General features: G+C 61.2%; 25 protein-coding genes. 19 read left to right on the forward strand and 6 right to left on the reverse strand.

The genetic code is table 11. The features are described from left to right. Nucleotides 1-2 precede the first annotated feature (2 nt). Complete coding sequence (locus H2510_RS01920; RefSeq protein ID WP_186626698.1) at nt 3-2681, reverse strand: MGH1-like glycoside hydrolase domain-containing protein; 2679 nt, start codon at nt 2679-2681, stop codon at nt 3-5. 104 nt (nt 2682-2785) lie between these two features. On the opposite strand from H2510_RS01920, the gene H2510_RS01925 reads away from it, so the two are divergent. Continuing rightward, nucleotides 2786-3331 carry a dihydrofolate reductase family protein gene (locus H2510_RS01925; protein ID WP_186626699.1) on the forward strand — a complete coding sequence of 182 codons (546 nt, stop codon included), beginning with the start codon at nt 2786-2788 and terminating at the stop codon, nt 3329-3331. Here H2510_RS01925 and H2510_RS01930 read toward each other — a convergent pair whose 3' ends face one another. Continuing rightward, nucleotides 3332-3517, reverse strand: coding sequence for a hypothetical protein (locus tag H2510_RS01930; protein ID WP_186626700.1), 186 nt, complete (start codon nt 3515-3517; stop codon nt 3332-3334). A gap of 157 nt (nt 3518-3674) precedes the next feature. Here H2510_RS01930 and H2510_RS01935 point away from each other — a divergent pair, with 157 nt between their 5' ends. The 18 genes from H2510_RS01935 to H2510_RS02020 all read left to right on the forward strand — a co-directional run bounded on the left by H2510_RS01935 (nt 3675) and on the right by H2510_RS02020 (nt 21607). Beyond that, nucleotides 3675-4094: a response regulator transcription factor gene (locus tag H2510_RS01935; protein WP_186626701.1), complete on the forward strand. Its 420-nt coding sequence runs from the start codon at nt 3675-3677 to the stop codon at nt 4092-4094. A gap of 124 nt (nt 4095-4218) precedes the next feature. After that, nucleotides 4219-4578, forward strand: a complete 360-nt coding sequence (locus H2510_RS01940; protein WP_186626702.1) for an NADH-quinone oxidoreductase subunit A — start codon at nt 4219-4221, stop codon at nt 4576-4578. A 40-nt stretch (nt 4579-4618) separates the two neighbouring features. Further along, nucleotides 4619-5173 (forward strand): NADH-quinone oxidoreductase subunit B family protein, encoded by a 555-nt coding sequence (locus tag H2510_RS01945; protein ID WP_084348670.1) that lies wholly within the window; start codon nt 4619-4621, stop codon nt 5171-5173. Nucleotides 5174-5190: 17 nt separating this feature from the next. Beyond that, on the forward strand, nt 5191-5823 hold the full coding sequence (locus H2510_RS01950; protein ID WP_222438237.1) for an NADH-quinone oxidoreductase subunit C: 633 nt from the start codon (nt 5191-5193) through the stop codon (nt 5821-5823). After that, on the forward strand, nt 5823-7124 hold the full coding sequence (gene nuoD / locus H2510_RS01955) for an NADH dehydrogenase (quinone) subunit D (protein ID WP_186626704.1): 1302 nt from the start codon (nt 5823-5825) through the stop codon (nt 7122-7124). The genes H2510_RS01950 and nuoD overlap by 1 nt, the downstream gene beginning before the upstream one ends. Then, on the forward strand, nt 7121-7948 hold the full coding sequence (nuoE, locus tag H2510_RS01960; RefSeq protein WP_186626705.1) for an NADH-quinone oxidoreductase subunit NuoE: 828 nt from the start codon (nt 7121-7123) through the stop codon (nt 7946-7948). Before nuoD ends, nuoE begins: the two co-directional genes overlap by 4 nt. A 1-nt stretch (nt 7949) precedes the next feature. Beyond that, nucleotides 7950-9248 (forward strand): NADH-quinone oxidoreductase subunit NuoF, encoded by a 1299-nt coding sequence (gene nuoF / locus H2510_RS01965; protein WP_176224858.1) that lies wholly within the window; start codon nt 7950-7952, stop codon nt 9246-9248. Then, nucleotides 9245-11635, forward strand: coding sequence for an NADH-quinone oxidoreductase subunit G (locus tag H2510_RS01970; RefSeq protein ID WP_186626706.1), 2391 nt, complete (start codon nt 9245-9247; stop codon nt 11633-11635). The genes nuoF and H2510_RS01970 overlap by 4 nt, the downstream gene beginning before the upstream one ends. Next, on the forward strand, nt 11636-12889 hold the full coding sequence (gene nuoH / locus H2510_RS01975; RefSeq protein WP_186626707.1) for an NADH-quinone oxidoreductase subunit NuoH: 1254 nt from the start codon (nt 11636-11638) through the stop codon (nt 12887-12889). Then, nucleotides 12882-13385 (forward strand): NADH-quinone oxidoreductase subunit NuoI, encoded by a 504-nt coding sequence (gene nuoI, locus H2510_RS01980; protein WP_136169228.1) that lies wholly within the window; start codon nt 12882-12884, stop codon nt 13383-13385. The genes nuoH and nuoI overlap by 8 nt, the downstream gene beginning before the upstream one ends. Next, entirely contained in the window at nt 13382-14101 is a 720-nt protein-coding gene (locus H2510_RS01985) for an NADH-quinone oxidoreductase subunit J (RefSeq protein ID WP_186626708.1), read from the forward strand. The genes nuoI and H2510_RS01985 overlap by 4 nt, the downstream gene beginning before the upstream one ends. Next, nucleotides 14098-14397, forward strand: coding sequence for an NADH-quinone oxidoreductase subunit NuoK (gene nuoK / locus H2510_RS01990; RefSeq protein ID WP_084348661.1), 300 nt, complete (start codon nt 14098-14100; stop codon nt 14395-14397). Before H2510_RS01985 ends, nuoK begins: the two co-directional genes overlap by 4 nt. 1 nt (nt 14398) lies before the next feature. Further along, nucleotides 14399-16270, forward strand: a complete 1872-nt coding sequence (gene nuoL / locus H2510_RS01995) for an NADH-quinone oxidoreductase subunit L (RefSeq protein WP_186626709.1) — start codon at nt 14399-14401, stop codon at nt 16268-16270. Continuing rightward, nucleotides 16264-17790, forward strand: a complete 1527-nt coding sequence (locus H2510_RS02000) for an NADH-quinone oxidoreductase subunit M (RefSeq protein ID WP_186626710.1) — start codon at nt 16264-16266, stop codon at nt 17788-17790. The genes nuoL and H2510_RS02000 overlap by 7 nt, the downstream gene beginning before the upstream one ends. Then, nucleotides 17787-19394 carry an NADH-quinone oxidoreductase subunit NuoN gene (nuoN, locus tag H2510_RS02005; RefSeq protein WP_186626711.1) on the forward strand — a complete coding sequence of 536 codons (1608 nt, stop codon included), beginning with the start codon at nt 17787-17789 and terminating at the stop codon, nt 19392-19394. The genes H2510_RS02000 and nuoN overlap by 4 nt, the downstream gene beginning before the upstream one ends. Before the next feature lie 39 nt (nt 19395-19433). Further along, nucleotides 19434-20396: an endonuclease/exonuclease/phosphatase family protein gene (locus H2510_RS02010; protein WP_186626712.1), complete on the forward strand. Its 963-nt coding sequence runs from the start codon at nt 19434-19436 to the stop codon at nt 20394-20396. A 52-nt stretch (nt 20397-20448) separates the two neighbouring features. Beyond that, nucleotides 20449-20646, forward strand: a complete 198-nt coding sequence (locus tag H2510_RS02015; RefSeq protein WP_186626713.1) for a hypothetical protein — start codon at nt 20449-20451, stop codon at nt 20644-20646. 217 nt (nt 20647-20863) lie between these two features. Beyond that, nucleotides 20864-21607 carry a polyprenol monophosphomannose synthase gene (locus tag H2510_RS02020; RefSeq protein ID WP_088944702.1) on the forward strand — a complete coding sequence of 248 codons (744 nt, stop codon included), beginning with the start codon at nt 20864-20866 and terminating at the stop codon, nt 21605-21607. Here the strand turns inward: H2510_RS02020 and H2510_RS02025 are convergent. From H2510_RS02025 to H2510_RS02040, 4 genes are all read right to left on the reverse strand, one after another. Next, nucleotides 21584-22066: a hypothetical protein gene (locus tag H2510_RS02025; protein ID WP_186626714.1), complete on the reverse strand. Its 483-nt coding sequence runs from the start codon at nt 22064-22066 to the stop codon at nt 21584-21586. The genes H2510_RS02020 and H2510_RS02025 overlap by 24 nt on opposite strands. Before the next feature lie 85 nt (nt 22067-22151). Next, entirely contained in the window at nt 22152-22838 is a 687-nt protein-coding gene (locus H2510_RS02030) for a 1-acyl-sn-glycerol-3-phosphate acyltransferase (RefSeq protein WP_186627098.1), read from the reverse strand. Between the two features lie 102 nt (nt 22839-22940). After that, the gene (locus H2510_RS02035) at nt 22941-24335 is read right to left on the reverse strand and encodes a pitrilysin family protein (protein WP_261392710.1); all 1395 of its coding nucleotides are present in this window, start codon (nt 24333-24335) and stop codon (nt 22941-22943) included. Next, nucleotides 24295-26547: a polyribonucleotide nucleotidyltransferase gene (locus H2510_RS02040; RefSeq protein ID WP_186626715.1), complete on the reverse strand. Its 2253-nt coding sequence runs from the start codon at nt 26545-26547 to the stop codon at nt 24295-24297. The genes H2510_RS02035 and H2510_RS02040 overlap by 41 nt, the downstream gene beginning before the upstream one ends. Between the last annotated feature and the right edge of the window lie 22 nt (nt 26548-26569).

Here is a 26569-nt window from a genome sequence, read left to right on the forward strand (position 1 = left end):
GACTACAACGGCAGACGCGGCCTCAGCAGATGCGCCACCAATCCCGTCCAACCAGTTTGGTGCGATGCTCCGAGGCCTTCCCCGGTGTCACCGTCGAAATACTCGTTGAAGGTGGGGTGCACGCTCCACAACGGGTCCTCGCTCGCCTCGATTCGCGCACCGTCCGCAGGACGCTTGCCGTTCACGGGCCGAAACAGCGACGCCAACCCGCTGTCGATCAAATCTGCTGCCTGCGTCAAGGTGCGATGATTGCCGGATCCGGTGGGAATCTCGATGGTGAAGGATTCGCCGTAGTGACGGCCGTATGCGCGCAACTTGTCGGCCAACAACACGTTGACCGGGAACCAGATCGGGCCACGCCAGTTCGAGTTGCCACCGAACATGCCGGTGCGTGATTCGCCGGGTTCGTACTCGATGGACAGACTGCGGCCGTCGACATCGAACGTGACGCCGTCCCGGTACGACGCCGACAGCGACCTGATTCCGTACTGCGACAGGAACTCTTCCGAATCGAACATCCTGGCCAGCACACGCTTGAGTCGTTCCGGTTCGACGAGGGAGAGCAGCACTCGAATTTCGTCGCCGTCCTTCCGCGCAAGCAGCGGACTGACCATGTCAGGTCGACGATGCTGCACCCAGCGCAGACGTGCGGTCAGATCAGGGCATTCCTCCTCGACCCACGACGGAATCTCGGTAGCACCGAGAATCGGGAGCAGGCCGACCATCGAACGTACCCGCATCGGTACCGCGTCGCCCTCTGGCGGAACGAGGACGTCGTAGAAGAACCCATCCTCTTCGTGCCACAATGAAATATGTTGCGATCCAAATGATTTGACAGCTTTCGCGATCGACAGAAAATGCGAGAAGAACTTCGTCGCGACGTCGTCCCAGGCATTGTCGTGACGCGCGAGCTCGAGCGAGATCTTGAACATCTGTTGGCAGTAGAACGCCATCCAACTCGTGGCGTCGGATTGCTCGAGCCGAAATCCTGGCGGCAATGGCGCAGAGCGGTTGAACAAGCCGATATTGTCCATTCCGAGGAAGCCACCCTCGAAGATGTTCGAACCCGCCGAGTCCTTTCGATTCACCCACCAGGAGAAATTCAACAGCAGCTTGGTGAATACACGCACCAGGAATTCTCGGTCACGGTATCCGTCGATGCGGTAGACGTGCCACGCCGCCCACGCATGGACAGGTGGATTGACGTCACCGAACTCCCACTCGTAAGCGGGGAGCTGACCATTGGGATGCATCGCCCACTCCCGGCACATCAACACCAACTGTTCCTTCGCAAAATCCGGATCGACATGTGCGAGCGGAATGGTATGAAATGCCAAGTCCCAAGCAGCAAACCACGGATACTCCCATTCGTCGGGCATCGAGATCACGTCCGCGAGAGCAAGATGACGCCAGTGCGTATTTCGCGCCGTGGGATCGCGCCGCGACGGTGGTGCGGGCTCCCCCACCGGGTCGCCTTCGAGCCATTGCTCGACGTCGTAACGGTAGAGCTGCTTCGTCCACAACAGCCCCGCGTACGCCCGCCGAGCAATATGGCGATCATTCTCGTCCAGATCGGATCCGATCACGACGCCGTAGAAGTCGTCGGCTTCCGAACGTCGGTCGGCGACGATGGCGTCGAACCCACGTCCGAAGGTCTGTGCGTCCGGCTCGTTGTGAGACAGACGAAGCTTGACCTCGACGGTAGCGCCGGGTGCGATGTCGTCGAATCGAAACCAGAACGCCGACTTCGTGCCCGTCTGTTCAGGGTTTACCGCGCCGGTGTCACCTTCGACGACGCGGCGGCCGATTCCGTCCTTGCAGTACGCGCTGACATTCTCCTGACCCCAGAGCTGCGCCGAGTTCGTTTCGTTGTCGCAGAAGAGGACCTCGGGTTCCCCTTCGGCGCTGAGATAGTACTTTCCGAGAAAGCCATGTTCGGCTGCGATTGCGCGCACCCGCCCGGACTGCAATTCGGGTGCCTTCATTTCCGAGAGGGCGCCGCCACGGTCGTCGCGACCCCACGCCCAGGTGTTGCGCAACCAGAGATGAGGCAGCAGATCCACCGACGCGGCCTCGGGGCCATGATTGGTGATCGAGATGACGATGGCGATGTCGTCCGGGGCTGCCTTGGCGTAGGTGACCTGCACGTCGAAGAAACGGTTCTCGTCGAGAATTCCGGTATCGGAGAGTTCGTATTCCCGTTCGTCGCGTCCTCGTTGCGCGTTCTCCTCACGAAGCTGCCGGTACGGGTATTCGGCGTGTGGATAACGGTAGAGCCATTGCATCCAGCTGTGACTGGGGGTGCCGTCGACGACCCACCAGTACTCTTTGACGTCCTCGCCGTGGTTGCCTTCACCGTTGGTAAGACCGAAGAGTCGTTCCTTGAGGACGGGGTCCTTGCGGTTCCACAGCGCGAAAGCGAAGTTCAGAAACCCGAAACGATCGCAGATCCCGCCCAATCCGTCTTCTCCCCAACGGTAGGCCCGTGCATGCGCCTGATCGAAGGGAAAGGACTGCCAGGCGTCCCCATCGATCGAGTAGTCCTCACGGACTGTGCCCCACTGGCGGCCGGCGAGATAGGGGCCCCACTGACGCCAGGGCCCGGACACGCCGGGCGACTCGGCGAGCCGCGAATGCTCGGCGGTCCTCGGCTTGGGCGGTGGTTCGGTGGCATCGGTCACGGCACCAGTCTGCTACCTCTGCGGAACGCTCGCGCACCGATGAGTTTCACAGAGTCCACAGGTCGAACGACAAGAGCCCCGACAACCACGAAAAGAGAAGATCGATGCGCACACTGACAGCAGGTCTGTTTCACTCCGTCGACGGAGTGGTCGAGTCCCCCGAACAATGGCAGTTCGACAGTTTCGACGAAGAAATGGGTGGTCTGCTGGGGGCGATGATCGAGCGAGTGGACGCGGTAATTCTCGGACGAGTCGGCTACGAGCAGTGGTCGGGATATTGGCCGACCGCAGGGGACGAGGACGGCTTCGGGGGCTTCATCAACTCCGTACCCAAGCACGTCGCTTCCAGGACGCTCACCGGTCCACTCAACTGGGAGAATGCCTCACTCATCGACGGGGATCTCGATGACTTCGTTCACGATTTGAAGGCATCGGAAGGTGGAGAGATCGCCGTGGTCGGCGGCATTTCCATCGTTCGCCACCTGTTCTTCGCCGGACTCCTCGATTCACTGACGCTGATGACGCACCCCGTGATTGCCGGTTCGGGTCGGAAGATGTTCGAACCCGGTGATCCGCTCACCAAGCTCGAGTTGCGCAGCGTGCGCGGGACGTCCAAGGGCAACGCGATTCTGGAGTACGCGAGAACCTGATCAGGCGCGACAGACTCGCAGCAGTGCAGCGACATCCGTGCGATCGAGGCCCTTGGGAGGTGGATCCTGCAGGAGAATCTCTCGCAATCGGGCCATGAAGCTCTGCCGAGTCACACCGAACTCGGTCAGTACGTCCTCGGTCGGACCGAAGACGTGCGGAAACTGTGGGGCGTGCTGATCCTGCATCGAAGTTCCTTTCGGCCGCCTGCCGCTCGGTGGCGACTCTGTTCGATGGTCCATCCCCCGACAAGCAAGGAACGTTACACATTCGCCCCAAGTGGAACGCACTTGGAAACATGAATCGCCCACGTCTCCTGCGTCCCCAGTCGTAGCATCAGATCCTGTGACCCGTGCTCTCCGCATCCTCGTGTACAGCAGCAACTCCGACACGCGCGCGTATGTGACGACGGCTATCGGCACACACCCGAAAGCGACGCTCGGCGCCTTCGACTATCTCGAAGTCGCATCGGCCCCGATGGTGATTCACTATTTGGATGCCGGTGGCATCGACCTCGCCATCCTCGACGGGGAGTCGGCGCCTGCCGGGGGAATGGGCGTGGCGAAGCAACTGCGGGACGAGCTCGCGCACTGTCCACCGTTGGTGGTTCTGACCGGCCGACCGGACGACAGATGGTTGGCAGATTGGTCCGGCGCCGACGCGGCAGTGTCACATCCGCTGGACCCGTTCGTGTTGACGGAAACGGTCGTGAAGCTACTCGAAAACCTGCCGAAAGCGCCACCGTCCCAAACTTTTCCCGCGTAGTGGACCCGACACCCTTTCCGCACAGTCCGAAACAGAGACACGTCGGGGCATCACACCGGTAGGCTGTGTTTCAGCTCACATTCCTACAGGCTGCCCACAAGGCATGCACGGAGGCGCGAACAGCATGAACGAGTACATTCCCATCCTTGTCCTCGGTGCTGTCGCCGTCGCCTTCGCTCTCGTTTCCGTCGTCATCGCCTCGGTAGTCGGCCCGAAGCGGTACAACCGGGCAAAGATGGATGCCTACGAATGTGGTATCGAGCCGACAGCTCAACCGATGGGTGCAGGTCGCTACCCCGTGAAGTTCTATCTGACGGCGATGCTGTTCATCATTTTCGACATCGAAATCGTTTTTCTTTATCCCTGGGCCGTGCATTTCGACGCGCTCGGCTTATTCGGGCTTCTCGCGATGGGACTGTTCGTCGTCAGCGCTGCAGTCGCCTACGCCTACGAATGGCGTCGCGGCGGGCTCAGTTGGGATTAGGTTCGCCACTTTCAAAAACTTTGAATCGGAAGGGTCAGATATGGGTCTCGAAGAGAAGCTACCGAGTGGCTTCCTGCTGAGTACGGTCGAAGGCCTCGCCGGATACGTCAGGAAGGGCTCACTCTGGCCCGCCACATTCGGTCTCGCCTGCTGCGCAATCGAAATGATGGCTACCAGTTCCGGCCGATTCGATATCGCCCGATTCGGTATGGAGGCATTTCGTGCCTCCCCGCGGCAGGCGGACCTGATGATCGTCGCCGGCCGCGTCAGCCAGAAGATGGCGCCCGTGCTGCGTCAAATCTACGATCAGATGGCTGAGCCGAAATGGGTTCTGGCCATGGGGGTATGCGCGTCCTCGGGCGGCATGTTCAACAACTACGCGATCGTCCAAGGCGTCGACCATGTGGTTCCGGTGGACATCTACTTGCCCGGGTGCCCACCCAGACCGGAAATGCTGCTCGATGCAATCCTCGAGCTACACAAGAAAATACAGGAGATGCCGCTCGGCGTGAACCGCGAAACGGTCGCCCGCGCAGCGGAAGCCGCCGCATTGGCGTCGACACCCACTTTCGAGCTCAAGGGGTTGCTGCGGTGACGTCCGATCGACGTGGAATGTTCGGTGTGAAGGGTACCGGTGACACATCCGGGTATGGGAGGTTGGTGCCACCTACACTGCTGCGGGAGGGCGCATCCCGTCCCTACGGTGGATATTTCGATGCGATTGCCGATGAATTGGAGCGCACACTCCCCCGGCTCGACACGACGTTCGACGAAGCAATTGAAGCGGTTGTGGTCTTCCGCGGCCAACTCACCCTGCATGTTCGACGCGAACACCTTCTCGCGCTGGCGACAACGCTCCGCAACGAACCGGAACTTCGATTCGAACTGTGCCTGGGCGTCAGTGGCGTCCACTATCCCCAGCAGGTCGACCGAGAATTGCACGCAGTATTCCCGCTGATGTCGATAACCCACAATCGTCGAATTCGTCTCGAAGTATCGGTTTCGGATGCCGATCCGCACCTGCCGTCGCTGGTCGCGATCTATCCGACCGACGACTGGCACGAACGTGAAACGTACGACTTCTTCGGAATCCAGTTCGACGGCCATCCTTCGTTGACTCGGATTCAGATGCCCGACGACTGGGAGGGTCATCCACAACGCAAGGACTATCCACTCGGAGGAATCCCAGTCGAGTACAAGGGTGCGAGTATTCCTCCACCGGACCAACGACGGGGGTACAAGTGATGAGCGAACGATCGTTGACGGTCTCTGGGCAGGACTGGGACGACATAGTCGCTGCTGCAGCAGAATCGGCCGCAGGCTCCTCCGAGGAGCGCATCGTCGTCAACATGGGGCCACAGCACCCGTCGACGCATGGGGTGCTTCGCTTGATTCTCGAGATCGAAGCCGAGACCGTGACCGAAGCACGATGCGGAATCGGCTACCTGCACACTGGAATCGAAAAAAATCTGGAGTTTCGAAATTGGACGCAAGGCGTCACCTTCGTGACCAGGATGGACTACTTGTCCCCCTTCTTCAACGAAACTGCGTACTGTCTCGGTGTCGAAAAGCTTCTCGATATCACCGAAGAAATACCCGAACGTGCGACCGTCGTCCGGGTTCTGTTGATGGAACTCAATCGTATTTCTTCGCACCTCGTCGCTCTGGCCACCGGCGGAATGGAATTGGGTGCAGTTACGGCGATGCTGTTCGGGTTTCGTGAGCGCGAGTTGATTCTCGACGTGTTCGAAATGATTACCGGATTGCGGATGAACCACGCGTTCATTCGACCCGGCGGACTCGCCCAGGATCTACCCGAAGACGCGGTCGCGAAAGTACGGGAGTTACTGAAAACTCTGCCTGTCCGCCTACGCGATATGTCGAATCTGCTGAACGAGAATTCGATCTGGAAGGCCAGGACCAAAGGGATCGGTTATCTGGACCTGACGGGTTGTATGGCTCTTGGAATCACCGGTCCGATGCTTCGCTCCACCGGCCTCCCTCATGACCTCCGCGTCTCCGAACCTTATTGCGGATACGAAAACTACGAGTTCGAGGTGTGCACGGACACCGGTTGCGACGCCTACGGTCGATACCTCGTGCGGATCGACGAGATGAAGGAATCGCTCAAGATTGCCGAACAGTGCCTGGACCGACTTCGACCGGGACCGATCATGGTCGACGACAAGAAGATAGCGTGGCCTGCCGATCTTTCCGTCGGACCGGACGGTATGGGTAATTCTGCCGAACACGTGCGCGAAATCATGGACACCTCGATGGAATCGTTGATCCACCATTTCAAGCTCGTCACCGAGGGCTTTCGGGTCCCACCGGGTCAGGTGTACGTCGCAGTCGAATCGCCACGCGGTGAACTCGGCGTCCACATGGTCAGCGACGGCGGCACCAGACCGTTTCGGGTGCACTACCGAGATCCGTCCTTCACCAACCTGCAAGCGGTTGCAGCCACCTGCGAGGGCGGCATGGTCGCTGATGTCATCGCTGCTGTGGCAAGTATCGATCCGGTGATGGGAGGTGTGGACAGATGAGCGAGCCTGTTTACGTGCAACTGACCACCCGCGCTGCCCCGTACCCACCGGACACGGCGACTCGGTTGTCGCTGGATGCGGACAGGATCGTCGCAAGATACACCCCTCCCGGGGATGTCGACCCGGAGATGGCTCGGTCAGCACTCCTTCCGCTTCTGCATTTGGTCCAGGCCGAGGACGGGTACATCACTCCGACAGGTATCGAGTTCTGCGCACATCGGCTTGGACTGACCGGCGCCGAAGTCACCGCAGTAGCAACTTTCTACTCGATGTATCGGCGCGAACCAACAGGTGACTACCTGGTGGGAGTGTGCACCAACACGCTGTGCGCAGTGATGGGCGGCGATGCCATCCTCGAAGCCCTGGAGGACCACCCCGGAGGCGTCGACGACCCCGTCACATTGACGCACATCGAATGCAACGCTGCCTGCGATTACGCACCGGTGGTGATGGTCAATTGGGAGTTCTTCGACAATCAGACTCCCGAATCTGCGCGCACCCTCCTCGACGACTTGCGTTCGGGACGCGAGGTCGTTCCGAGCAGGGGTGCATCGCTCTTCACGTTCCGGGAGACCGAGCGAATCCTTGCGGGTTTCCCCGACGAACGCCCCGGCGCGGTAGAGGCCGGTGGTTCTGCGGGCGACCCGACCCTCGCGGGCCTGCGCGTCGCACGCGCACTGTCGATGACCGCCCCGACGGCGCACGAACCCTCGGACGAGGGTGCGCCGCCCCTCGGGTCGGCGGATGCCGCGGCAGCGGAAACGACCAAGAACAAGCCAGCGCCTGCACCCGGCGAATCAGTACCTCCCGAGAAGGGAAATTGACGTGCCCCTGACTCCGGTTCTCAGTGACTACTGGGACGATCCGCAATCGTGGACCCTGGAAACCTATCTGCGCCACGGCGGCTACGAGGGTCTGCATAGAGCGCTGTCGATGCCCGAGGACGACGTCATCGCCACGGTCAAGGATTCCGGTCTTCGAGGTCGCGGCGGGGCAGGCTTCCCGACGGGAATGAAGTGGAGTTTCATTCCGCAGGAGGACGGTAAGGCGCACTATCTGGTGGTCAACGCGGACGAGTCGGAGCCCGGCACGTGTAAGGACATGCCGCTGCTCCTGGCGACACCGCAGGTGTTGCTCGAGGGAATCGTCATCGCTTGCTACGCAATTCGAGCGCATCGTGCGTACATCTACCTTCGCGGCGAAGTGGTTCCGGTACTGCGGAGACTGCATGCCGCGGTTGCCGAGGCCTATGCGGCGGGATATCTGGGACGCGACATCCTGGGCAGCGGTTTCGATCTCGAGGTGATCGTGCACGCCGGCGCCGGCGCCTATATCTGCGGCGAGGAGACCGCTCAATTGGACTCGCTCGAAGGCAAACGCGGGCAGCCTCGCCTCCGTCCGCCGTTTCCTGCCGTCGCCGGTCTCTACGCGCGCCCGACTGTGGTGAACAACGTCGAGTCGATCGCCAGTGTCCCCGCTGTCCTACGCAACGGCGTCGACTGGTTTCGGTCGATGGGGACCGAAAAGTCGCCGGGCTTCACCCTTTACTCGTTGTCGGGCCACGTCACCCAACCCGGCCAGTACGAGGCTCCGCTCGGAATTACGTTGCGCGAGTTGCTCGGTTACGCGGGCGGAGTCCGCGCGGGTCACACCCTGAAGTTTTGGACACCGGGTGGATCCTCGACACCGATATTCACCGACGAACACCTCGACGTCGCCTTGGACTACGAAGGTGTCGCCGCCGCCGGTTCGATGCTCGGAACCAAAGCGCTGCAGATCTTCGACGAAACCACCTGCGTGGTCCGTGCGGTGAGACGGTGGACCGAGTTCTATGCGCACGAGTCCTGCGGCAAGTGCACGCCATGCCGGGAGGGCACCTACTGGCTGGTCGGGATCTACGCGCGGCTCGAGACCGGGCAGGGCACACTCGCCGACCTCGATACCCTGCTCGACGTCTCCGACAGCATCCTCGGAAAGGCATTCTGTGCGCTCGGCGACGGCGCAGTCAGTCCGATCACTTCCTCGCTGAAGTACTTTCGCGAGGAATACCTCGAACACCTGGGTAAGCCGTGCCCGTTCGACCCACATCGTTCGACCCTGATGGCGGGAGCACTCACCTCATGACCACCACGACGGAGACTGTGACTATCAGCATCGACGGTATCGAGGTCCGTGTGCCTGCAGGCACATTGGTCATTCGAGCAGCTGAACTGAGCGGAATCCAGATCCCCCGATTCTGCGATCACCCGCTGCTCGAGCCGGTAGGCGCATGCCGTCAGTGTCTCGTCGAGGTGGAAGGGCAACGTAAGTTGCTCGCCTCGTGCACCACTACGGTGACGGAGGGAATGGTGATCCATACCCAGCAGAACTCGCCCGTAGCCGCCAAGGCACAGCGAGGTGTCATGGAGCTACTACTCATCAATCACCCACTCGATTGCCCGGTCTGCGACAAGGGCGGTGAGTGTCCGCTACAGAACCAGGCGATGTCCGCCGGCCGTTCCGAGTCCCGATTCATCGAGGTCAAACGCACTTTCCAGAAGCCGATACCGTTGTCCTCGCAAGTGCTGCTGGATCGTGAACGGTGTGTGCTGTGCGCACGGTGTACTCGTTTCTCCCAGCAGATAGCCGGGGACCCGTTCATCGAGTTACTCGAGCGCGGCGCGCTGGAACAGGTCGGAATCTACGAGAACGAACCGTTCGAATCCTATTTCTCGGGAAACACCGTTCAGGTGTGTCCCGTCGGAGCGCTCACCGGCGCTGCATACCGATTCCGAGCACGCCCCTACGACCTGGTCTCCACGCCCAGCACCTGCGAGCATTGCGCGAGTGGATGCGCCCAGCGCACCGACCACCGTCGTGGAAAAGTACTGCGCCGCTTGGCCGGTGACGATCCGGCAGTGAACGAGGAATGGAACTGCGACAAGGGCCGCTGGGCATTCGCGTACGCAACCGAACGCGACCGACTCACCACTCCCCTGGTTCGAAAAGACAACGGCGCGTTGGAGCCGGCGTCGTGGTCGGAGGCTCTGGCAGTGGCTGCTCGTGGCCTGGCCGCGGCCGGCCGCGACGTCGGAGTTCTCGTCGGTGGGCGGGTGACCCACGAAGACGCATACGCGTACTCGAAATTCGCTCGAATTGTGCTCGACAACAACAACATCGACTTCCGAGCGCGGGCCCATTCGGCGGAAGAAAGCGAATTCCTTGCTGCATGCGTCGCCGGGCAGTCGTTGTCGGTGACGTACGACGATCTAGAGCATGCGCCCGCAGTTCTCCTGCTTGCCTTCGAGCCTGAGGAGGAGTCGCCGATCGTATTCCTGCGTTTGCGTAAAGCCGTGCGGACCCGCGGCCAACGAGTGGTCTCGATCGCGCCGTATGCGTCCGCGGGCGTGAAAAAGCTTGGTGCCCAGCTATTACAGTGCGTTCCGGCCGACGAGGTCGGAGTACTCGAGGCACTGTCCAACCGCAAAGAGAGCGACCTCTTCCGTCAGGCCGGCACAGTCGTGATCGTCGGCGAACGACTCGCGGATACCCCCGGTGGACTGTCGGCAGCTCTCCGTTTCGCGGAGTCCACGGGCGCGAAACTAGCCTGGATTCCCCGTCGAGCGGGTGATCGCGGCGCCATCGAGGCCGGCGCGCTGCCGAATATGCTGCCGGGTGGGCGTCCGGTGATCGATCAAGCGGCTCGGGCAGAGGTGGCCGACATGTGGGGCGTGAGCGGGCTACCCGATGCCGTCGGACTCGGTGCGAGCGACATACTCGACGCAGTATCGACTCGGTCCCTTCGTGCGCTCATGATCGGCGGCGTCGAACTGGCAGACCTTCCCGACCCGGCCGCAGCTACAGCGGCCGTCGACAATGCCTCGTTCGTCGTCAGTCTCGAAATTCGAGCCAGTGACGTCACCGAGCGTGCAGACGTCGTGCTTCCCGTTGCGACGGTGGCAGAGAAGGCAGGGACATTCCTCGATTGGGAGGGACGGGCACGGCCGTTCGAGGCGGCACTGACCGACGTTCGGGCTCTGCCGGACAGTCGGGTTCTCCATGCTCTGGCCGCCGAAATGGGTGTCGACCTCGGCGCCCCCGATGTCGCGGCCATCAGAGCCGAAATTGCGACACTGCCGACGTGGAAAGGTCAGCCGGCCTCCCCGCCGAACCATCGAGCCGCTCTCGGTGCACCTCGTACCGCGGGCATAGGCGAAGCGGTCCTGACGACCTGGCGGATGCTCCTCGATTCGGGACGGATGCAGGATGGGGAACCGCACCTCGCGGGTACCGCACGTCGACCCGTCGTGCGTCTCTCGGTCGCGACTGCACGGGAGATTTCGGTCGGCGACGGCGATCTTGTCACTGTCCGATCCGAGAGGGGCACGGTCACACTTCCGCTGACGATCACCGATATGCCTGATCGTGTGGTGTGGGTCCCGATGCGGTCTACCGGATCCCATGTGTACACCCAGTTGGGATCCGGCACCGGAACCGTTGTGCGCATCGAAGCAGCGAACGAGGTGATGTAGGTGATTCCTGGAATCGGGCTCGACCCCTGGTGGCTCGTGATCGCCAAAGCGCTGGCCATCTTCGTCTTCCTCATCCTGACGCCGTTGATGGCAATTCTCATCGAGCGGAAGGTGATGGCGCGCATGCAGATGCGCGTCGGACCGAACCGTGTAGGACCAGGCGGCATACTGCAGAGTTTGGCCGACGGCGTGAAATTGGCACTCAAGGAAGGGATCGTCCCCAAGGGCGTCGACAAACCGATCTATCTGCTGGCGCCGGTCATTGCCGCCGTCCCGGCATTCATGGCTTTCGCGGTCATTCCGTTCGGCCCCGAAGTCTCGATATTCGGCCGGCTGACACCGCTCCAGCTCACCGACCTACCCGTCGGCGTGCTGTACATCCTGGCCGTCACGTCGGTGGGTGTGTACGGAATTGTGCTGGCCGGATGGTCCTCCGGCTCCACATACCCTCTCCTCGGCGGAATTCGGTCCACCGCTCAGGTCATTTCGTACGAGATTGCGATGGGGTTGTCCTTTACCGCCGTGTTCCTCCATGCGGGCACCATGTCGACCTCAGGAATCGTTGCAGCACAATCGAACACCTGGTACATCTTTCTGCTTTTCCCATCGTTTCTCATCTATCTGACCTCGATGGTCGGCGAAACCAACCGCGCCCCTTTCGACCTACCCGAAGCCGAAGGTGAGCTGGTGGGCGGCTTTCACACCGAGTACTCCTCGCTCAACTTCGCGATGTTCATGCTCGCCGAATACGTCAACATGGTCACTGTGTCGGCTCTCGCGACGACCCTGTTCCTCGGCGGCTGGCATGCGCCCTTCCCACTGAGCTTGTGGGACGGCGCGAATTCCGGATGGTGGCCCGTGCTGTGGTTCACCCTCAAGGTATGGGGATTCCTGTTCGTGTTCATCTGGCTCCGCGCGACACTTCCGCGACTTCGATACGACCAATTCATGAATCTCGGCTGGAAGGTCCTGATTCCGGTGTCCTTGGTGTGGATCATGCTCGTCGCGACGGTCCGCGCTCTGCGGATCGAAGGCTACGGATCGTGGACGGTCGCATTGTTCGTCGCGGGCGCAGTAGTCGCCGCTCTCGCCGTCGTCGCTCTTGTGCGCCGACGGCGACGCAAGCCGTCACCGCCGCCACCGACCGAGGCCGCTGGTCCCTCACCGTTCGATCCGATGGCCGGCGGCTTCCCGGTGCCACCGATGCCCGGACAGAATCTTCCGACTGAAGACAAGGAGCGAAGCGATGCCTGAATTTCTAGGCCCCGTAGCCGGATTCGGCGTGACGTTTGCGACGATGTTCAAGAAGCCGGTCACCGAGTTCTACCCGGAGGAGAAGGTTCCGACCGCGCGCCGCTACCACGGTCGGCATCAACTCAATCGGTACGCCGACGGGCTAGAGAAGTGCATCGGTTGCGAACTGTGTGCTTGGGCGTGCCCGGCCGATGCGATATACGTCGAAGGCGCCGACAACACCGAGGAGGAACGATTCTCTCCTGGTGAGCGGTACGGCCAGGTGTATCAAATCAACTATCTGCGCTGCATCGGATGCGGGTTGTGCATCGAAGCGTGTCCGACAAGGGCATTGACGATGACCAACGAATACGAACTCGCTGACGACAACAGAGCGGATCTGATCTACGAGAAGGATCGCCTGTTGGCTCCGTTGGAGCCTGGAATGGAGCCGGCCCCTCACCCCATGGCCGAAAATGCCACGGCCGCGGACTACTACCGCGGCACGATCCAGTGACCACATCGACCGCCGAAGCCGTCCAATTCTGGCTGCTCGGTGGGCTGGCCGTCCTCGGGGCACTCGCGATGGTGTGCGCCTCCAAAGCGGTGTATTCGGCTCTCTTTCTGGCCGTGACGATGATCATCCTCGCCATCTTCTATATCGCTCAGGGTGCGCTCTTCCTCGGCGTCGTCCAAATAGTCGTCTACACGGGCGCCGTCATGATGCTGTTCTTGTTCGTCCTGATGCTCGTCGGTGTCGATTCCGCAGATTCGTTGGTCGAGACACTGACTGGGCAGCGCCCTGCCGCCATCGCCGCAGGAATCGGGTTCGGCCTCGTACTGATCGGCGCTATCGGCAACGCATCGGTGGAGTCGGGCAGACCGGACTTCGTCGGACTCGACGGAGCCAATTCGGGCGGCAATGTCGAGGGCCTGGCGGAGCTCATCTTCGTCCGCTACCTCTGGGCTTTCGAATTGACGGGCGCACTACTGATCATCGCGACGGTCGGTGCGATGGTGCTGGCCCATCGAGAACACTTCCACCCACGCAAAGGCCAACGGGCATTGTCCGAGCAGCGATTCCGCGACGGCACACACGTCACCCCCATGCCCAGCCCTGGCGTGTATGCCAGGCACAATGCCGTCGATTGGCCGGCTCGGTTGCCGGACGGATCGCCGTCGGAGCTCTCGATCAACCCGATGCACCGTGGACACCGAGGTGAGACGCCATGAATCCGGAGAACTACCTGTACCTCGCCGTGTTGCTCTTCACGATCGGCGCTGCGGGAGTACTACTGCGGCGCAACGCAATCGTGGTCTTCATGTGTATCGAATTGATGCTCAACGCTGCCAATCTCGCATTCGTGACCTTCGCTCGCATGCACGGCAATCTCGACGGTCAGGTGTTCGCGTTCTTCACCATGGTCGTTGCCGCTGCCGAAGTCGTCGTGGGGCTCGCGATCATCATGACAATTTTTCGTACTCGCCGATCTGCCTCTGTCGACGACGCGAATCTGCTGAAGTACTGATATGTGGTTACTACCGACCCTCCCGTTACTGGGCGCGGCCATCCTGCTGCTGTGCGGGCGCCGCGGTGACCGATGGGGACATATCTTCGGCACCGCCGTGGCGTCGGCGTCGTTCGTCGTCGCGCTCATCCTCTTCGTGGAGATGCTCGGCCGAACCGCCGAGGACCGCGCCGTGAGCCAGACTTTGTTCCGGTGGATTCCCGTTGCCGACCTGCAGGTCGATTTCGGTCTGCAACTCGATCAGTTGTCGATGTGTTTCGTACTGCTCATCACGGGGGTGGGTTCACTCATCCACATCTACGCGATCGGCTACATGCGCGAAGACCCCGATCGTCGACGATTCTTCGCATACCTCAATCTGTTCTTGGCCGCGATGCTCTTGCTTGTCATGGCCGACAACTTCCTCGGCCTGTACGTCGGGTGGGAGGGCGTGGGCCTCGCGTCGTATCTGCTCATCGGATTCTGGCAGTACAAGCCCTCTGCGGCGGCAGCAGCGAAAAAGGCGTTCGTCGTCAATCGCGTCGGTGACATCGGATTGATGATCGCGTTGATGATCATGTTCTCCACGTTCGGTGGCGTGTCCTTTTCCGAGGTCCTGACGGGGACAGATGCGGTGAGTGAGTCGACGCTGACCGCACTCGGTTTGGTGCTGCTCCTTGCGGCGTGCGGTAAGTCGGCCCAGGTGCCGCTTCAATCCTGGCTCGGCGACGCCATGGAAGGGCCGACCCCGGTTTCGGCACTCATCCACGCGGCCACGATGGTGACAGCAGGTGTGTACCTGATCATTCGGTCGGGGCCGATCTTCACCGCGGCCCCGACGGCTCAGACCGCGGTCGTCGTCGTAGGCGCGGTGACGCTCGTCTTCGGTGCGATCATCGGGTGCGCCAAGGACGACATCAAGAAGGCGTTGGCCGCATCGACGATGAGCCAGATCGGATACATGGTCCTCGCCGCCGGACTCGGCCCGGCCGGATACACGTTCGCGATCATGCTCCTACTCGCACACGGCTTCTTCAAAGCCGGCCTCTTCCTCGGTGCCGGGTCCGTAATGCACGGCATGAACGACGAGGTCGACATGCGCCGATACGGGGCGCTGCGGAAGTCGATGCCGATCACCTTCGTGACGTTCGGCCTCGGCTACCTCGCCATCATCGGTGTTCCACCTTTCTCCGGCTTCTTCGCCAAGGACAAGATCATCGAGGTCGCCTTCGGTGCAGGTGGCGCGGCAGGCGTCGTGCTCGGCGTCGTCACCCTCTTCGGAGCCGGTCTGACGGCGTTCTACATGACGCGGGTGATGCTGATGACCTTCTTCGGCACTGCGCGGTGGGCCCCCGATGCACACCCGCACGAGTCGCCTTCGGTGATGACCGGTCCGATGGTCGTGCTCGCGATCGGGTCGGTAGGCGCGGGGGCGCTGTTGACCCTCGGAGGATCGTTGACGTCATGGTTGGAGCCGGTCTTCGGCGAAGTCGAAGAGTCACACGCACTTCCGGCTTGGCTGGTGACGTCCATGGCGCTTGCTGTCGTCGCGGTCGGAGTACTCGTGGCGTACCTCCGCTATGCACGATCGCCGATACCGACCACGGCGCCTGAACCGGTCTCGGTGGTGACGACGGCGGCACGACGGGATCTGTACGGTGACGCCTTCAACGAGGCCGCTCTTATGCGTCCCGGCCAGAAGATCACCCAGGCCGCGAAGGTATTCGACGACACCGCAATCGACGGCGCCACCGTCGCTCTCGGGTCGATCATCGCAGCGGTATCGACCCGAATCCGCCGGCTGCAAACCGGTTTCGTACGTACCTATGCGCTGACGATGTTGCTCGGCACGGCTGTGTTTCTCGCGATGATGGTGGCGGTGATGGTGTGGTGAATTCCTTTCCTTGGTTGACGACATTGTGGGTGTTGCCGATCATCGGTGCGGCAGTTGCGCTTGCCATGCCGAAAGCCCGGGCAGCGTGGGCGAAAGTAGTGGCGCTCGTGGCGTCGCTGCTCACACTGGTCGTCGCCGTAGTCGTGGCGGTTCGGTTCGAGCCTGGAGGCGCAAGGTACCAGTTCGTCGAATCCCATTCGTGGATCGAGGCATTCGGCGCCCGCTACGATCTGGGGGTCGATGGCATTGCCGTGGTGTTGATCCTTCTGACCGCGGTTCTGCTGCCACTGCTTCTTGTTGCCGGGTGGAACGACCCACGGATCGGACGGTCTGCACACCTCTACGTCGCGTTGATTCTCGCTGTCGAATCGATGGTGTTGATGTCGTTCAGTGCCCTCGACATTTTGCTGTTCTACGTCTTTTTCGAGGCGATGCTCATTCCGATGTACTTCCTCATCGGTGGTTTCGGCGGCACGCACCGCGCATCTGCAGCAGTGAAATTCCTGTTGTACAACCTCCTGGGTGGACTCGTCATGCTCGCGGCCGTCGTCGGGTTGTACGTCGTCACCGGCACATTCGGTTTTCGAGAGATAGCTGCTTCCGCGGCGGCCGGCGACCTCGGAATTTCACCTGGACTGCTCAATGCGCTGTTCCTCGGCTTCATGTTCGCCTTCGCTGTGAAAGCCCCACTGTGGCCGTTCCATTCGTGGCTGCCGGGAGCCGCAGTCGAATCGACACCTGCAACGGCGGTACTGATGATGGCCGTCGTGGACAAAGTCGGAACATTCGGCATGCTCCGCTACTGCCTACAGCTCTTCCCCGACGCATCGAAATATTTTGCACCGCTCGTCGTGACGCTGGCAGTGATCGGAATCGTCTACGGCGCAATCCTTGCCATCGCTTCGACCGACGTCATGCGGTTGATCGCCTACACGTCGATCTCGCACTTCGGCTTCATCATCCTCGGGATCTTCGCTATGACCAGTCAGGGCCAGACCGGTTCGACGCTCTACATGGTCAATCACGGAATCTCCACTGCAGCATTGTTCCTCGTCGCCGGGTTTCTGGTGTCGCGTCGCGGCACTCGCGCGATCGACAGCTACGGCGGAATCCAGAAGGTCGCCCCGGTCCTCGCCGGTACCTTCCTCATTGCCGGCCTGGCGACTCTCTCGCTCCCCGGGTTGGCGCCTTTCGTCAGTGAATTCCTGGTCCTGATAGGAACGTTCACCCGCTACCAGGTTGCGGCAGTCGTCGCGACGTCAGCGCTCGTTCTGTCGGCCGTCTACATCCTGTGGCTCTATCAACGGGTCATGACCGGTCCACTCGAAAAAAAGAACGCCGATGTGCACGACCTCGTTCCACGCGAGCTGGCCGTGATGGTGCCCTTGATAACGCTTCTGATCGTGTTGGGGCTGTACCCGAAACCGATCCTCGACATAATCTCGCCCGCGGTAGCGACGACGGTGATCTCGGTCGACTCCGACGATCTCACCGCTGACGGACAGGCAGGAATCAGATGACCGGTGACGCAGTTGTGGTGGCCCCGAGTATCGAATACAGCCAGCTGGCACCGATGCTCATCATCTTCGGTGTCGCGGTTCTCGGAGTTCTCGTGGAAGCATTTCTTCCCAGGTCCGCCAGATATCCGGCACATGTCGGGCTCGCTATCGGTGGTATCGGCGCGGCTCTGGCAGCGGTTGTCGTGCTTGCGTTGTCCTTGGACGGAAGCGATTCCGCCGGCAGCCTTGCCATGATGGGTTCGGTTGTCATCGACCGCCCGGCATTGTTCTTGCAGGGAACCCTGTTGTTGATCGCGATCCCTTCGGTATTACTGATCGCCGAGCGAAGGGTCGAACCGAGCCTGGGCGCCGCACCCAAGAATGCGCCACCACGTGCAGATTCGTTTGCGCCACAAGCCTCGACTGTTCCAGGATCTCTGGCTGAGCGGCAAGCAACGCACGCCGGTGTCGCCCAGACAGAAGTGTTCCCGCTGACGATGTTCGCGTTGGGGGGCATGCTGCTGTTCCCGGCTTCGAACGATCTGTTGACCATGTTCGTTGCCCTCGAGGTCTTGTCACTTCCGCTCTATCTTCTCTGCGGACTCGCCCGACGAAGGCGCTTACTGTCACAGGAAGCGGCATTGAAGTATTTTCTTCTGGGCGCATTCTCTTCGGCCTTCTTCCTGTTCGGATCGGCGTTGCTGTACGGATACGCCGGTTCCGTCACACTGGGTGATATCGGTGATGCTGTATCCGCAGGCACCGGGAACGACGCCCTGGCGGTACTCGGTACCGCACTGGTGGGGGTCGGTCTCCTGTTCAAGATCGGTGCGATTCCTTTTCATTCATGGATCCCCGACGTCTATCAGGGCGCGCCGACGCCGATCACTGCTTTCATGGCGGCAGCGACGAAGGTCGCCGCGTTCGGCGCTATGACCAGAGTTTTCTACGTAGCGCTACCGGATCTCCGTTCCGAATGGCGACCCGCGCTGTGGGCTGTGGCAATCGCAACGATGCTGATCGGTGCCATCCTGGCGGTGACGCAGACCGACATCAAACGCATGCTTGCATATTCGTCGATTACGCACGCCGGGTTCATTCTGACCGGATTCATCGCCGTCGATGCCGCAGGACTGTCCTCGACGCTGTTCTACCTGTTCGTCTACGGATTCAGCACTGTCGCGGCATTTGCAGTGGTCACCGTTGTTCGTGACGAGTCCGGTGAGGTCGGCGACATCTCACGCTGGGCTGGCTTGGGCAAACAGTCACCATTGCTCGCTGGGGTATTTGCACTGTTGTTACTTGCGTTCGCCGGTATTCCATTGACCAGCGGATTTTTTGGAAAATTCGCTGTCTTTCAGGCAGCTGCGCAGGGTGGCGCAGCGCCACTCGTCGTGGTCGGTGTCGTGAGCAGCGCCATTGCTGCCGTGTTCTACATCCGGGTGATCGTGCTCATGTTCTTCTCCGAGCCGGCTTCGACCGAAAGTAGCCGAGCGACTGTAGTGACTCCGAGTGTTGCTACAACCTTGACGATCGGAATCGGTGTGGGCGCGACCGTCGTCTTCGGTATTGTTCCCGGCCCGCTACTCGACCTGGCAGACCGAGCAGCGGTCTTCCTGAGCTAGAGCGGTGTGCTCGCGCACGGTGCGGTTAAGATCCGCACAATGCGGACAACAGTTACAAGATTGGTAGCGGGGGTCTGCCTGTCGATCTCGGTGTTGGGGTTGCTTGCCTACTTTTCCCGGGTCGACAACCGATATGTCGTGGCCCTCGCATCGTTCACACCGTTCCTTCTCTCTGCGTCGGTGATCGGCGCTGTTGTAGCCGCATTCGGACGACGATGGATCCTATTCGCAGCGTCGGCGGCTGCTTTCGCGACGGGGGTCGGGCTTTTCGCTCCCTTGTACGTCCCCGGCTCGACCGCCGCAGCATCGGAGGATTCCACTGGCCCGACTCTGCGAATCATGCAGTCGAACCTCATGCTCGGGCTGGCCGATCCCGATCAGATCGTCCGCGAGGTCATCGATCGTGACATCGACATCCTCACCGTCCAAGAACTCACGAACAGCGCCCTCAGTGGCCTCGACGCCGCGGGTCTGGAAGATCTGCTGCCCTACAAGTTCACCCGTCCCACCCCCGAAGGCGGAGGCGGCGCCGGCATCTACAGCCGCTTCCCGCTTGCGAACGAACGAGAGCTACCTACGTTTCTGCTGTGGAACCTGTCCACCGACATCGACGTCGGCACCGGCCCGCCCATCCGGGTGTACTCGGTGCACCCCGTACCGCCCTACCCGTCCCCCACTCCGGTATGGGCCTCGGAAATGGAACTGCTGAAGCAGGAGGTGACGGCATCCGCGGAGCTACCCCGAGTGATAGTGAGCGGCGACTTCAACTCGACCTGGTCGCACAGCAGGTTTCGAGACATCGTGGATGTGGGCTACACCGACGCAGCAGAGCGCACCGGCGGCGGTGTGATCCCTACGTATCCCACAGACAAGGCCTACCCTGCACTCGTCGGAATCGATCACATCCTCAGCCGTGGAATGCAGGCGACATCTCTCGAACGGATCACTGTCGACGGCACCGACCATCACGGAATCGTCGCCGAACTGAAAACGATCGGTTAGCCCTGACGGTCGCGATTGTTGTCGACGGCACCGTTGAGTGCATGATGAACCCATGAGTTCGAACGATCTCTTCGGAGGACCCAAACGGCTGCTGATCGTCGTCGCGGTAGTTGTCGCGGTGACAGTTCTCGCTGCAATCGTCACGTTGATCGTGCGGCAGATACTCGGTCCAACCGAAGGGCCATCCCCCTACGACACCCCCGAATCGATGTCGTATGTACTACAGATCACCTCTCCTCCCCCGCTGTGACCTGAGCCGGTGAACGCCGCACACCGTCAACTTCCATACGACGTCCGATTCGACCGGGGAGTACGAGGCAGCGAGGCGATAGCTAGCGGATGGCAGGCCTCGAGGGTGAGAGAGATCGACACCGACAACGGCGTTCCTGCTCTCCGATCCGGCGTGTTCACCGACGTTGGACGACTGTGATTTGGTTCTTGCTACCCCGATCACGGATCATACGAGCGTGACTTATCCAAGCGTCGCCCCGAAGACAACCGTTGTCGTACCCACGTACAACGAGCGCGAGAACCTTCCCAAGCTGGTGGGGCTGCTCTCGGATCTGGGCGTAGAGAATCTGCACGTTCTCGTCGTGGACGACAACTCACCCGACGGGACCGGCAAGGTTGCCGACGAACTCGCCGCGAACGGCCCGCTCCCCCTCACCGTTCTCCATCGCACCGAGAAGAACGGGCTCGGTCGCGCCTACGTGGCCGGTATGTCCAAAGCGTTGGACGACGGGGCCGACATCGTCATACAGATGGATGCCGATCTTTCCCACCCGACCGAAGTGATACCGACGATGATCGAGACACTGACCACCACCGACGCTGCCGTCGTCCTTGGGTCGCGATACGTGCCGGGCGGTGAGGTGGCGAGCGACTGGCCCTGGCACCGGAAGGCTCTTTCGGCTTGGGCGAACTTCTACGTCAACACGATTCTGCGCTTGAAGGTCAAGGACGCAACGGCAGGCTTCAAGGCCTGGCATGCGAAGACTCTTCGGGCAATCGACGTCTCATCGGTCGAAAGCAACGGCTATGCCTTCCAGGTGGAAATGAACTATCGAACCGTTCGACGCGGCCTGAAGATCGCCGAGGTGCCGATCAAGTTCGAAGAGCGTAGTGACGGCGAATCGAAGATGAGCCTGGCTGTACAACTCGAATCGGCACTGGTCCCGTGGAAGCTACTAGCCGGCCGGGCACGCCGCTGATGTCAGCCCAGCAAGTCCGACTATTGCGCAGGCGTTGTCGCGGCTGAGCTTCCACACGCCGTTCTCGGCCACGAAGATCATCGTCGTCGGATTCGGTTGACCACCGATCGTCAATGTCGCCCCGGCACTCAGCGTTCCATCGCCTAGATCGTCGACGCCGGTAATTACTACGGTCGCGTCGTTCGTGACGGCTGCAGAGACAACTTGGTCGATCAATGCGGGGTCATCTTCCGCACCCTGAATGAATACAGCTTTTTCCTCCGATGGAACCGCTGGATCGAAGCCCCGTTTCAGTTCCTCGTTCAGATCTGCGGTGGATGGAACCGGTGGATACGCGGAGGCCGTGGGAATGACGACGGATGGAGCCGAAGGGCTCTTGTCGTTACCGCCATCACTGCATCCGCAGACGAGAGCGGTCACGGCTGCGGCAAGAACGAAAGGCCCTATCGTGAGTTTCATTCACCGAAACTAGCGTAGCAGCGGTCGAATGTACTGATAGGCAGCATGATTCACAGAGTCGTCACCGAGGATTCTCACCAACGCCTTACATATTTTTCGATGAAGTCGCCTTCGCAGCGGCAGCGTAGATGTCCACGTACTCCTGGCCGGACATCTTCATGAGCGAGTACATAACCTCGTCTGTCGCGGATCGAACTACCGCTCGATGTGTTGCATGCTCGCTGTACCGCGAGAAATCCAACGGTGCGCCGAACTTCACGACAATCTTCGATGGGTGCCACCGCCTTGTCCCGACCGGATTGAACTTCTCGGTTCCGAACATCACGACAGGAATCACGGGCGCACCGACCTCGAGGGCAACCCGCGCCATTCCGGTCTTCCCCTTGTACAGCCGGCCGTCCGGCGAGCGGGTCCCCTCGGGATAGATGGCCCAGATGCCATTGTCGGACAATATCTTCCGCGCGGCTTCGAGCGCAGGCTCTCCCGCACCACTCCCCGACCGATCGATGGGAACCTGTCCGGCGCTGGTATAGAACCAGCGAATGAGGCGACCCTTGATCCCGTGACCCGAGAAGTATTCACTCTTAGCTACGAATTTGATCCGACGAGGCACGACGAGAACCAGAAAGAACGAATCCACCACGGTGAGGTGATTCCCGGCCAGAATCACCGGACCATTAGAAGGTAGGTTGTGGGCCCCCTCGATCCGAGGTCGCCCGAGGACCCTCAATACCGGCCCGATCAGAACGTACTTGAAGATCCAATACCACACGAGATCCACTCACCTTCCACCGCGCACAGTCCCTGGCCAGGGGAATTGATGCAGTCGCCACCGGTTGTCGCTGTGACAACGTCTCCCAGCGGCGACCACACTTCAGCGTACGAGTGACTTGACCGAGGCCGGTAGTTGACGAACGCTCTTGTACGGTCCGACGACGGCTGCCCCGAACGGCCTGGACAGAAGCACCCGAGCAACCTCGCGCACCTCGTCGTTGGTGACCTGATCGATCCGTGCGAGCGTGTCGGTGATGTCGTGATGATTGCCGTAGTTGAGTTCACTTCGCCCGATGCGGTTCATTCGCGATCCTGAATCTTCCAGTCCGAGAACCAATCCGCCACGCAACGAACCTTTTGCCCTGGCGCACTCATCGTCGCTGATTCCGTCGGAGGCAACGCTTGCCAGCACCTCACGCACAACCGTCGTCACCTCCGCAAGATTCTCTGGCTGGCATCCCGCGTATACCGAGAACGCGCCCGAGTCCGCGAAGGTATCGACCGAGGAGTACACCGAATACGCCAACCCTCGTTCCTCGCGAATCTCCTGGAACAGGCGCGAGGACAGACCGCCGCCGACAGCGGTGTTCAGGACCGACAGTGCCCACCGATGACCCTCGTGTCGACCGAATGCCCGAACACCGAGGGAAAGGTGCGCTTGCTCACTGTCACGAGCGATGAATCTCAGTTCGGGCCGCGTGCGCAGCCGCATTCCGCCTTCGCGTCGGGGCACCGAGGTGACTCCCGACTCGAGGTGCCCGGCGAATGCGCGCTTGGCCATAGCCACGGTCCGACGGTGATCGACATTTCCTGCCACCGCGACGACCATGCGCTCCGGTGTGTAGCGACGCGTGTGGAACGAACGCAGCTGAGATCGAGTCATCGCCTCGATCGACTCCACGGTTCCGATCACTGGTCGCCCGACAGGATGATCGCCGAACATTGCCTCGAGGAACAGATCACCCAGCAGATCTTCGGGATCGTCGTCGCGCATCGATATCTCCTCGAGCACCACTTGACGCTCGACATCGACATCGGCTGTGCGACAACGCCCCCGCAGGACCACGTCACTGACCAAGTCGATGGCCATGCCGAGGTCCTCGTCGAGCACGTGCGCATAGAAGCACGTACTTTCCTTCGAGGTGAACGCGTTGAGTTCGCCGCCCACGCCATCCATCACTTGAGCGATCTCGAGTGCTGATCGTGTCGGCGTCGACTTGAACAACAGGTGTTCGAGAAAGTGCGCTGCGCCGGCAACGCTGGGCTGTTCGTCGCGCGAACCGACACCGACCCAGACACCGACGGACGCCGAACGGACGCCGGGAACGAATTCGGTGACGACGCGAAGACCACCGGGCAGCGTTGTGCGCCGAACGCCCTGCGACTGCTCGGTGTGATCCGAAACGGCCGAACGGTACGTCCCGAGGGGACGTACCGTTCGGTCCTGAGTCTTCTTACTCAGCGGGTGACTCCGTCGGAGCTTCGACTGCCACAGCGGCGTTGTCGTCCTCCACCGGCACGAGGCTGATCTTGCCGCGGTTGTCGATGTCGGCGATCTCGACGCGAAGCTTCGAGCCGACGCTGACGACATCTTCGACCTTGTTGATCCGCTTGCCGCTACCCAGCTTGGAGATGTGAACCAGGCCGTCGCGACCCGGGAGCAACGAGACGAATGCACCGAAAGCTGTTGTCTTGACAACAGTTCCGAGGAAACGCTCGCCGACCTTCGGCAGCTGCGGATTGGCGATGGCGTTGATCATATCGATCGCAGCCTGCGCGGACGGGCCGTCCGCTGCACCGACGTAGACAGTGCCGTCATCTTCGATGGAGATGTTGGCACCGGTCTGCTCGGTGATCGAGTTGATCATCTTGCCCTTGGGTCCGATGACCTCGCCGATCTTGTCGACGGGGACCTTGATCGCCGTGACACGAGGCGCGTAGGGGCTCATCTCGTCAGGGGTATCGATGGCTTCCGCCATGACCTCGAGGATCGTCGTACGAGCATCCTTGGCCTGCGACAGCGCGCCGGCGAGGACCTTCGACGGAATCCCGTCGAGCTTCGTATCGAGCTGAAGCGCCGTGACGAAGTCCTTGGTTCCGGCGACCTTGAAGTCCATGTCGCCGAAAGCATCTTCGGCACCGAGGATGTCGGTGAGCGCAACGTAGCGAGTCTCTCCGTCGACCTCGTCGGAGACGAGACCCATGGCGATACCGGCAACCGGTGCACGCAATGGGACACCGGCGTTGAGCAGCGACAGAGTCGCGGCACATACCGAGCCCATCGACGTCGAGCCGTTGGAGCTCAGTGCCTCGGATACCTGACGGATTGCGTAAGGGAACTCCGCCTGGCTAGGGAGCACCGGCAGGATTGCACGCTCGGCGAGCGCTCCGTGTCCGATCTCGCGACGCTTCGGGGAACCGACGCGTCCCGTCTCACCGGTCGAGTACGGCGGGAAGTTGTAATGATGCATGTAACGCTTGCTGGTATCGGGCCCGAGGGAGTCGATCTGCTGCGCCATCTTGACCATGTCGAGCGTCGTGATGCCCAGGATCTGGGTCTCGCCGCGCTCGAACAGTGCGCTGCCGTGTGTGCGCGGAACGATCGCGACCTCTGCCGACAACGAACGGATGTCGGTGACACCGCGGCCGTCGATACGGAAGTGATCGGTCAGGATCCGCTGGCGGACAGACTTTTTTGTGAGGGCGCGGAACGCTGCGCCGATCTCCTTTTCGCGGCCTTCGAACTTGTCGGAAACCTGCGCGAGGATCTGAGCCTTGATTTCGTCGAGCTTGGCCTCACGCTCGGCCTTGCCTGCGATGGTCAATGCCTCGTTCAGCGGGATCTTCGCAGCGGACTCGACGGCCTCGAAGACGTCCGACTGGTACGGCGGGAACACCGGGTAGTCGCCGGTCGGCTTGGCAGCATTGGCTGCCAGCTCCTGCTGTGCGGTGCACAGAGCAGCGATGAACGGCTTGGATGCTTCGATGCCCTCGGCAACGACTGCCTCGTTGGGGGCGGTGGCGCCACCTTCGATGAGCTCGATCACGTTCTCGGTCGCTTCTGCCTCGACCATCATGATCGCGACATCGGCGTCAGCACCTGAGCCCGAGACGATGCGGCCGGCGACGACCATGTTGAACACGGCCTTCTCGAGCTGCTCGTTGGTGGGGAATGCAACCCACTGCTTGCCGATCAAAGCGACGCGGACGCCACCGATCGGGCCGGAGAACGGCAGGCCCGCGATCTGTGTGGACGCAGACGCAGCGTTGATCGCGACAACGTCGTAGAGATCCGCGGGATTGAGGCTCAGGACCGTGATGACGACCTGGATCTCGTTGCGGAGTCCGTCGACGAACGTCGGACGCAGCGGGCGGTCGATGAGGCGGCAGGTCAGGATCGCGTCCGTCGACGGGCGACCTTCGCGCCGGAAGAACGATCCGGGGATGCGTCCTGCTGCGTACATGCGCTCTTCGACATCAACCGTCAGTGGGAAGAAGTCGAATCCTTCGCGGGGGTGCTTGCCTGCCGTGGTGGCCGACAGCAACATCGTGTCTTCGTCGAGGTACGCCGCGACAGCGCCTGCTGCCTGCTGCGCGAGCCGACCGGTCTCGAATCGGATCGTTCGCTTGCCGAACGTTCCGTTGTCGATGATGGCTGTAGCTTCGAAGATGCCTTCTTCGGCATCCAACGTTGTGGTTTCGGTCATTCTTTTCTTCTCGTCCTCTCGT

This window comes from Rhodococcus sp. BP22 (assembly GCF_014281965.1).
GTDB lineage: Bacteria > Actinomycetota > Actinomycetes > Mycobacteriales > Mycobacteriaceae > Rhodococcoides.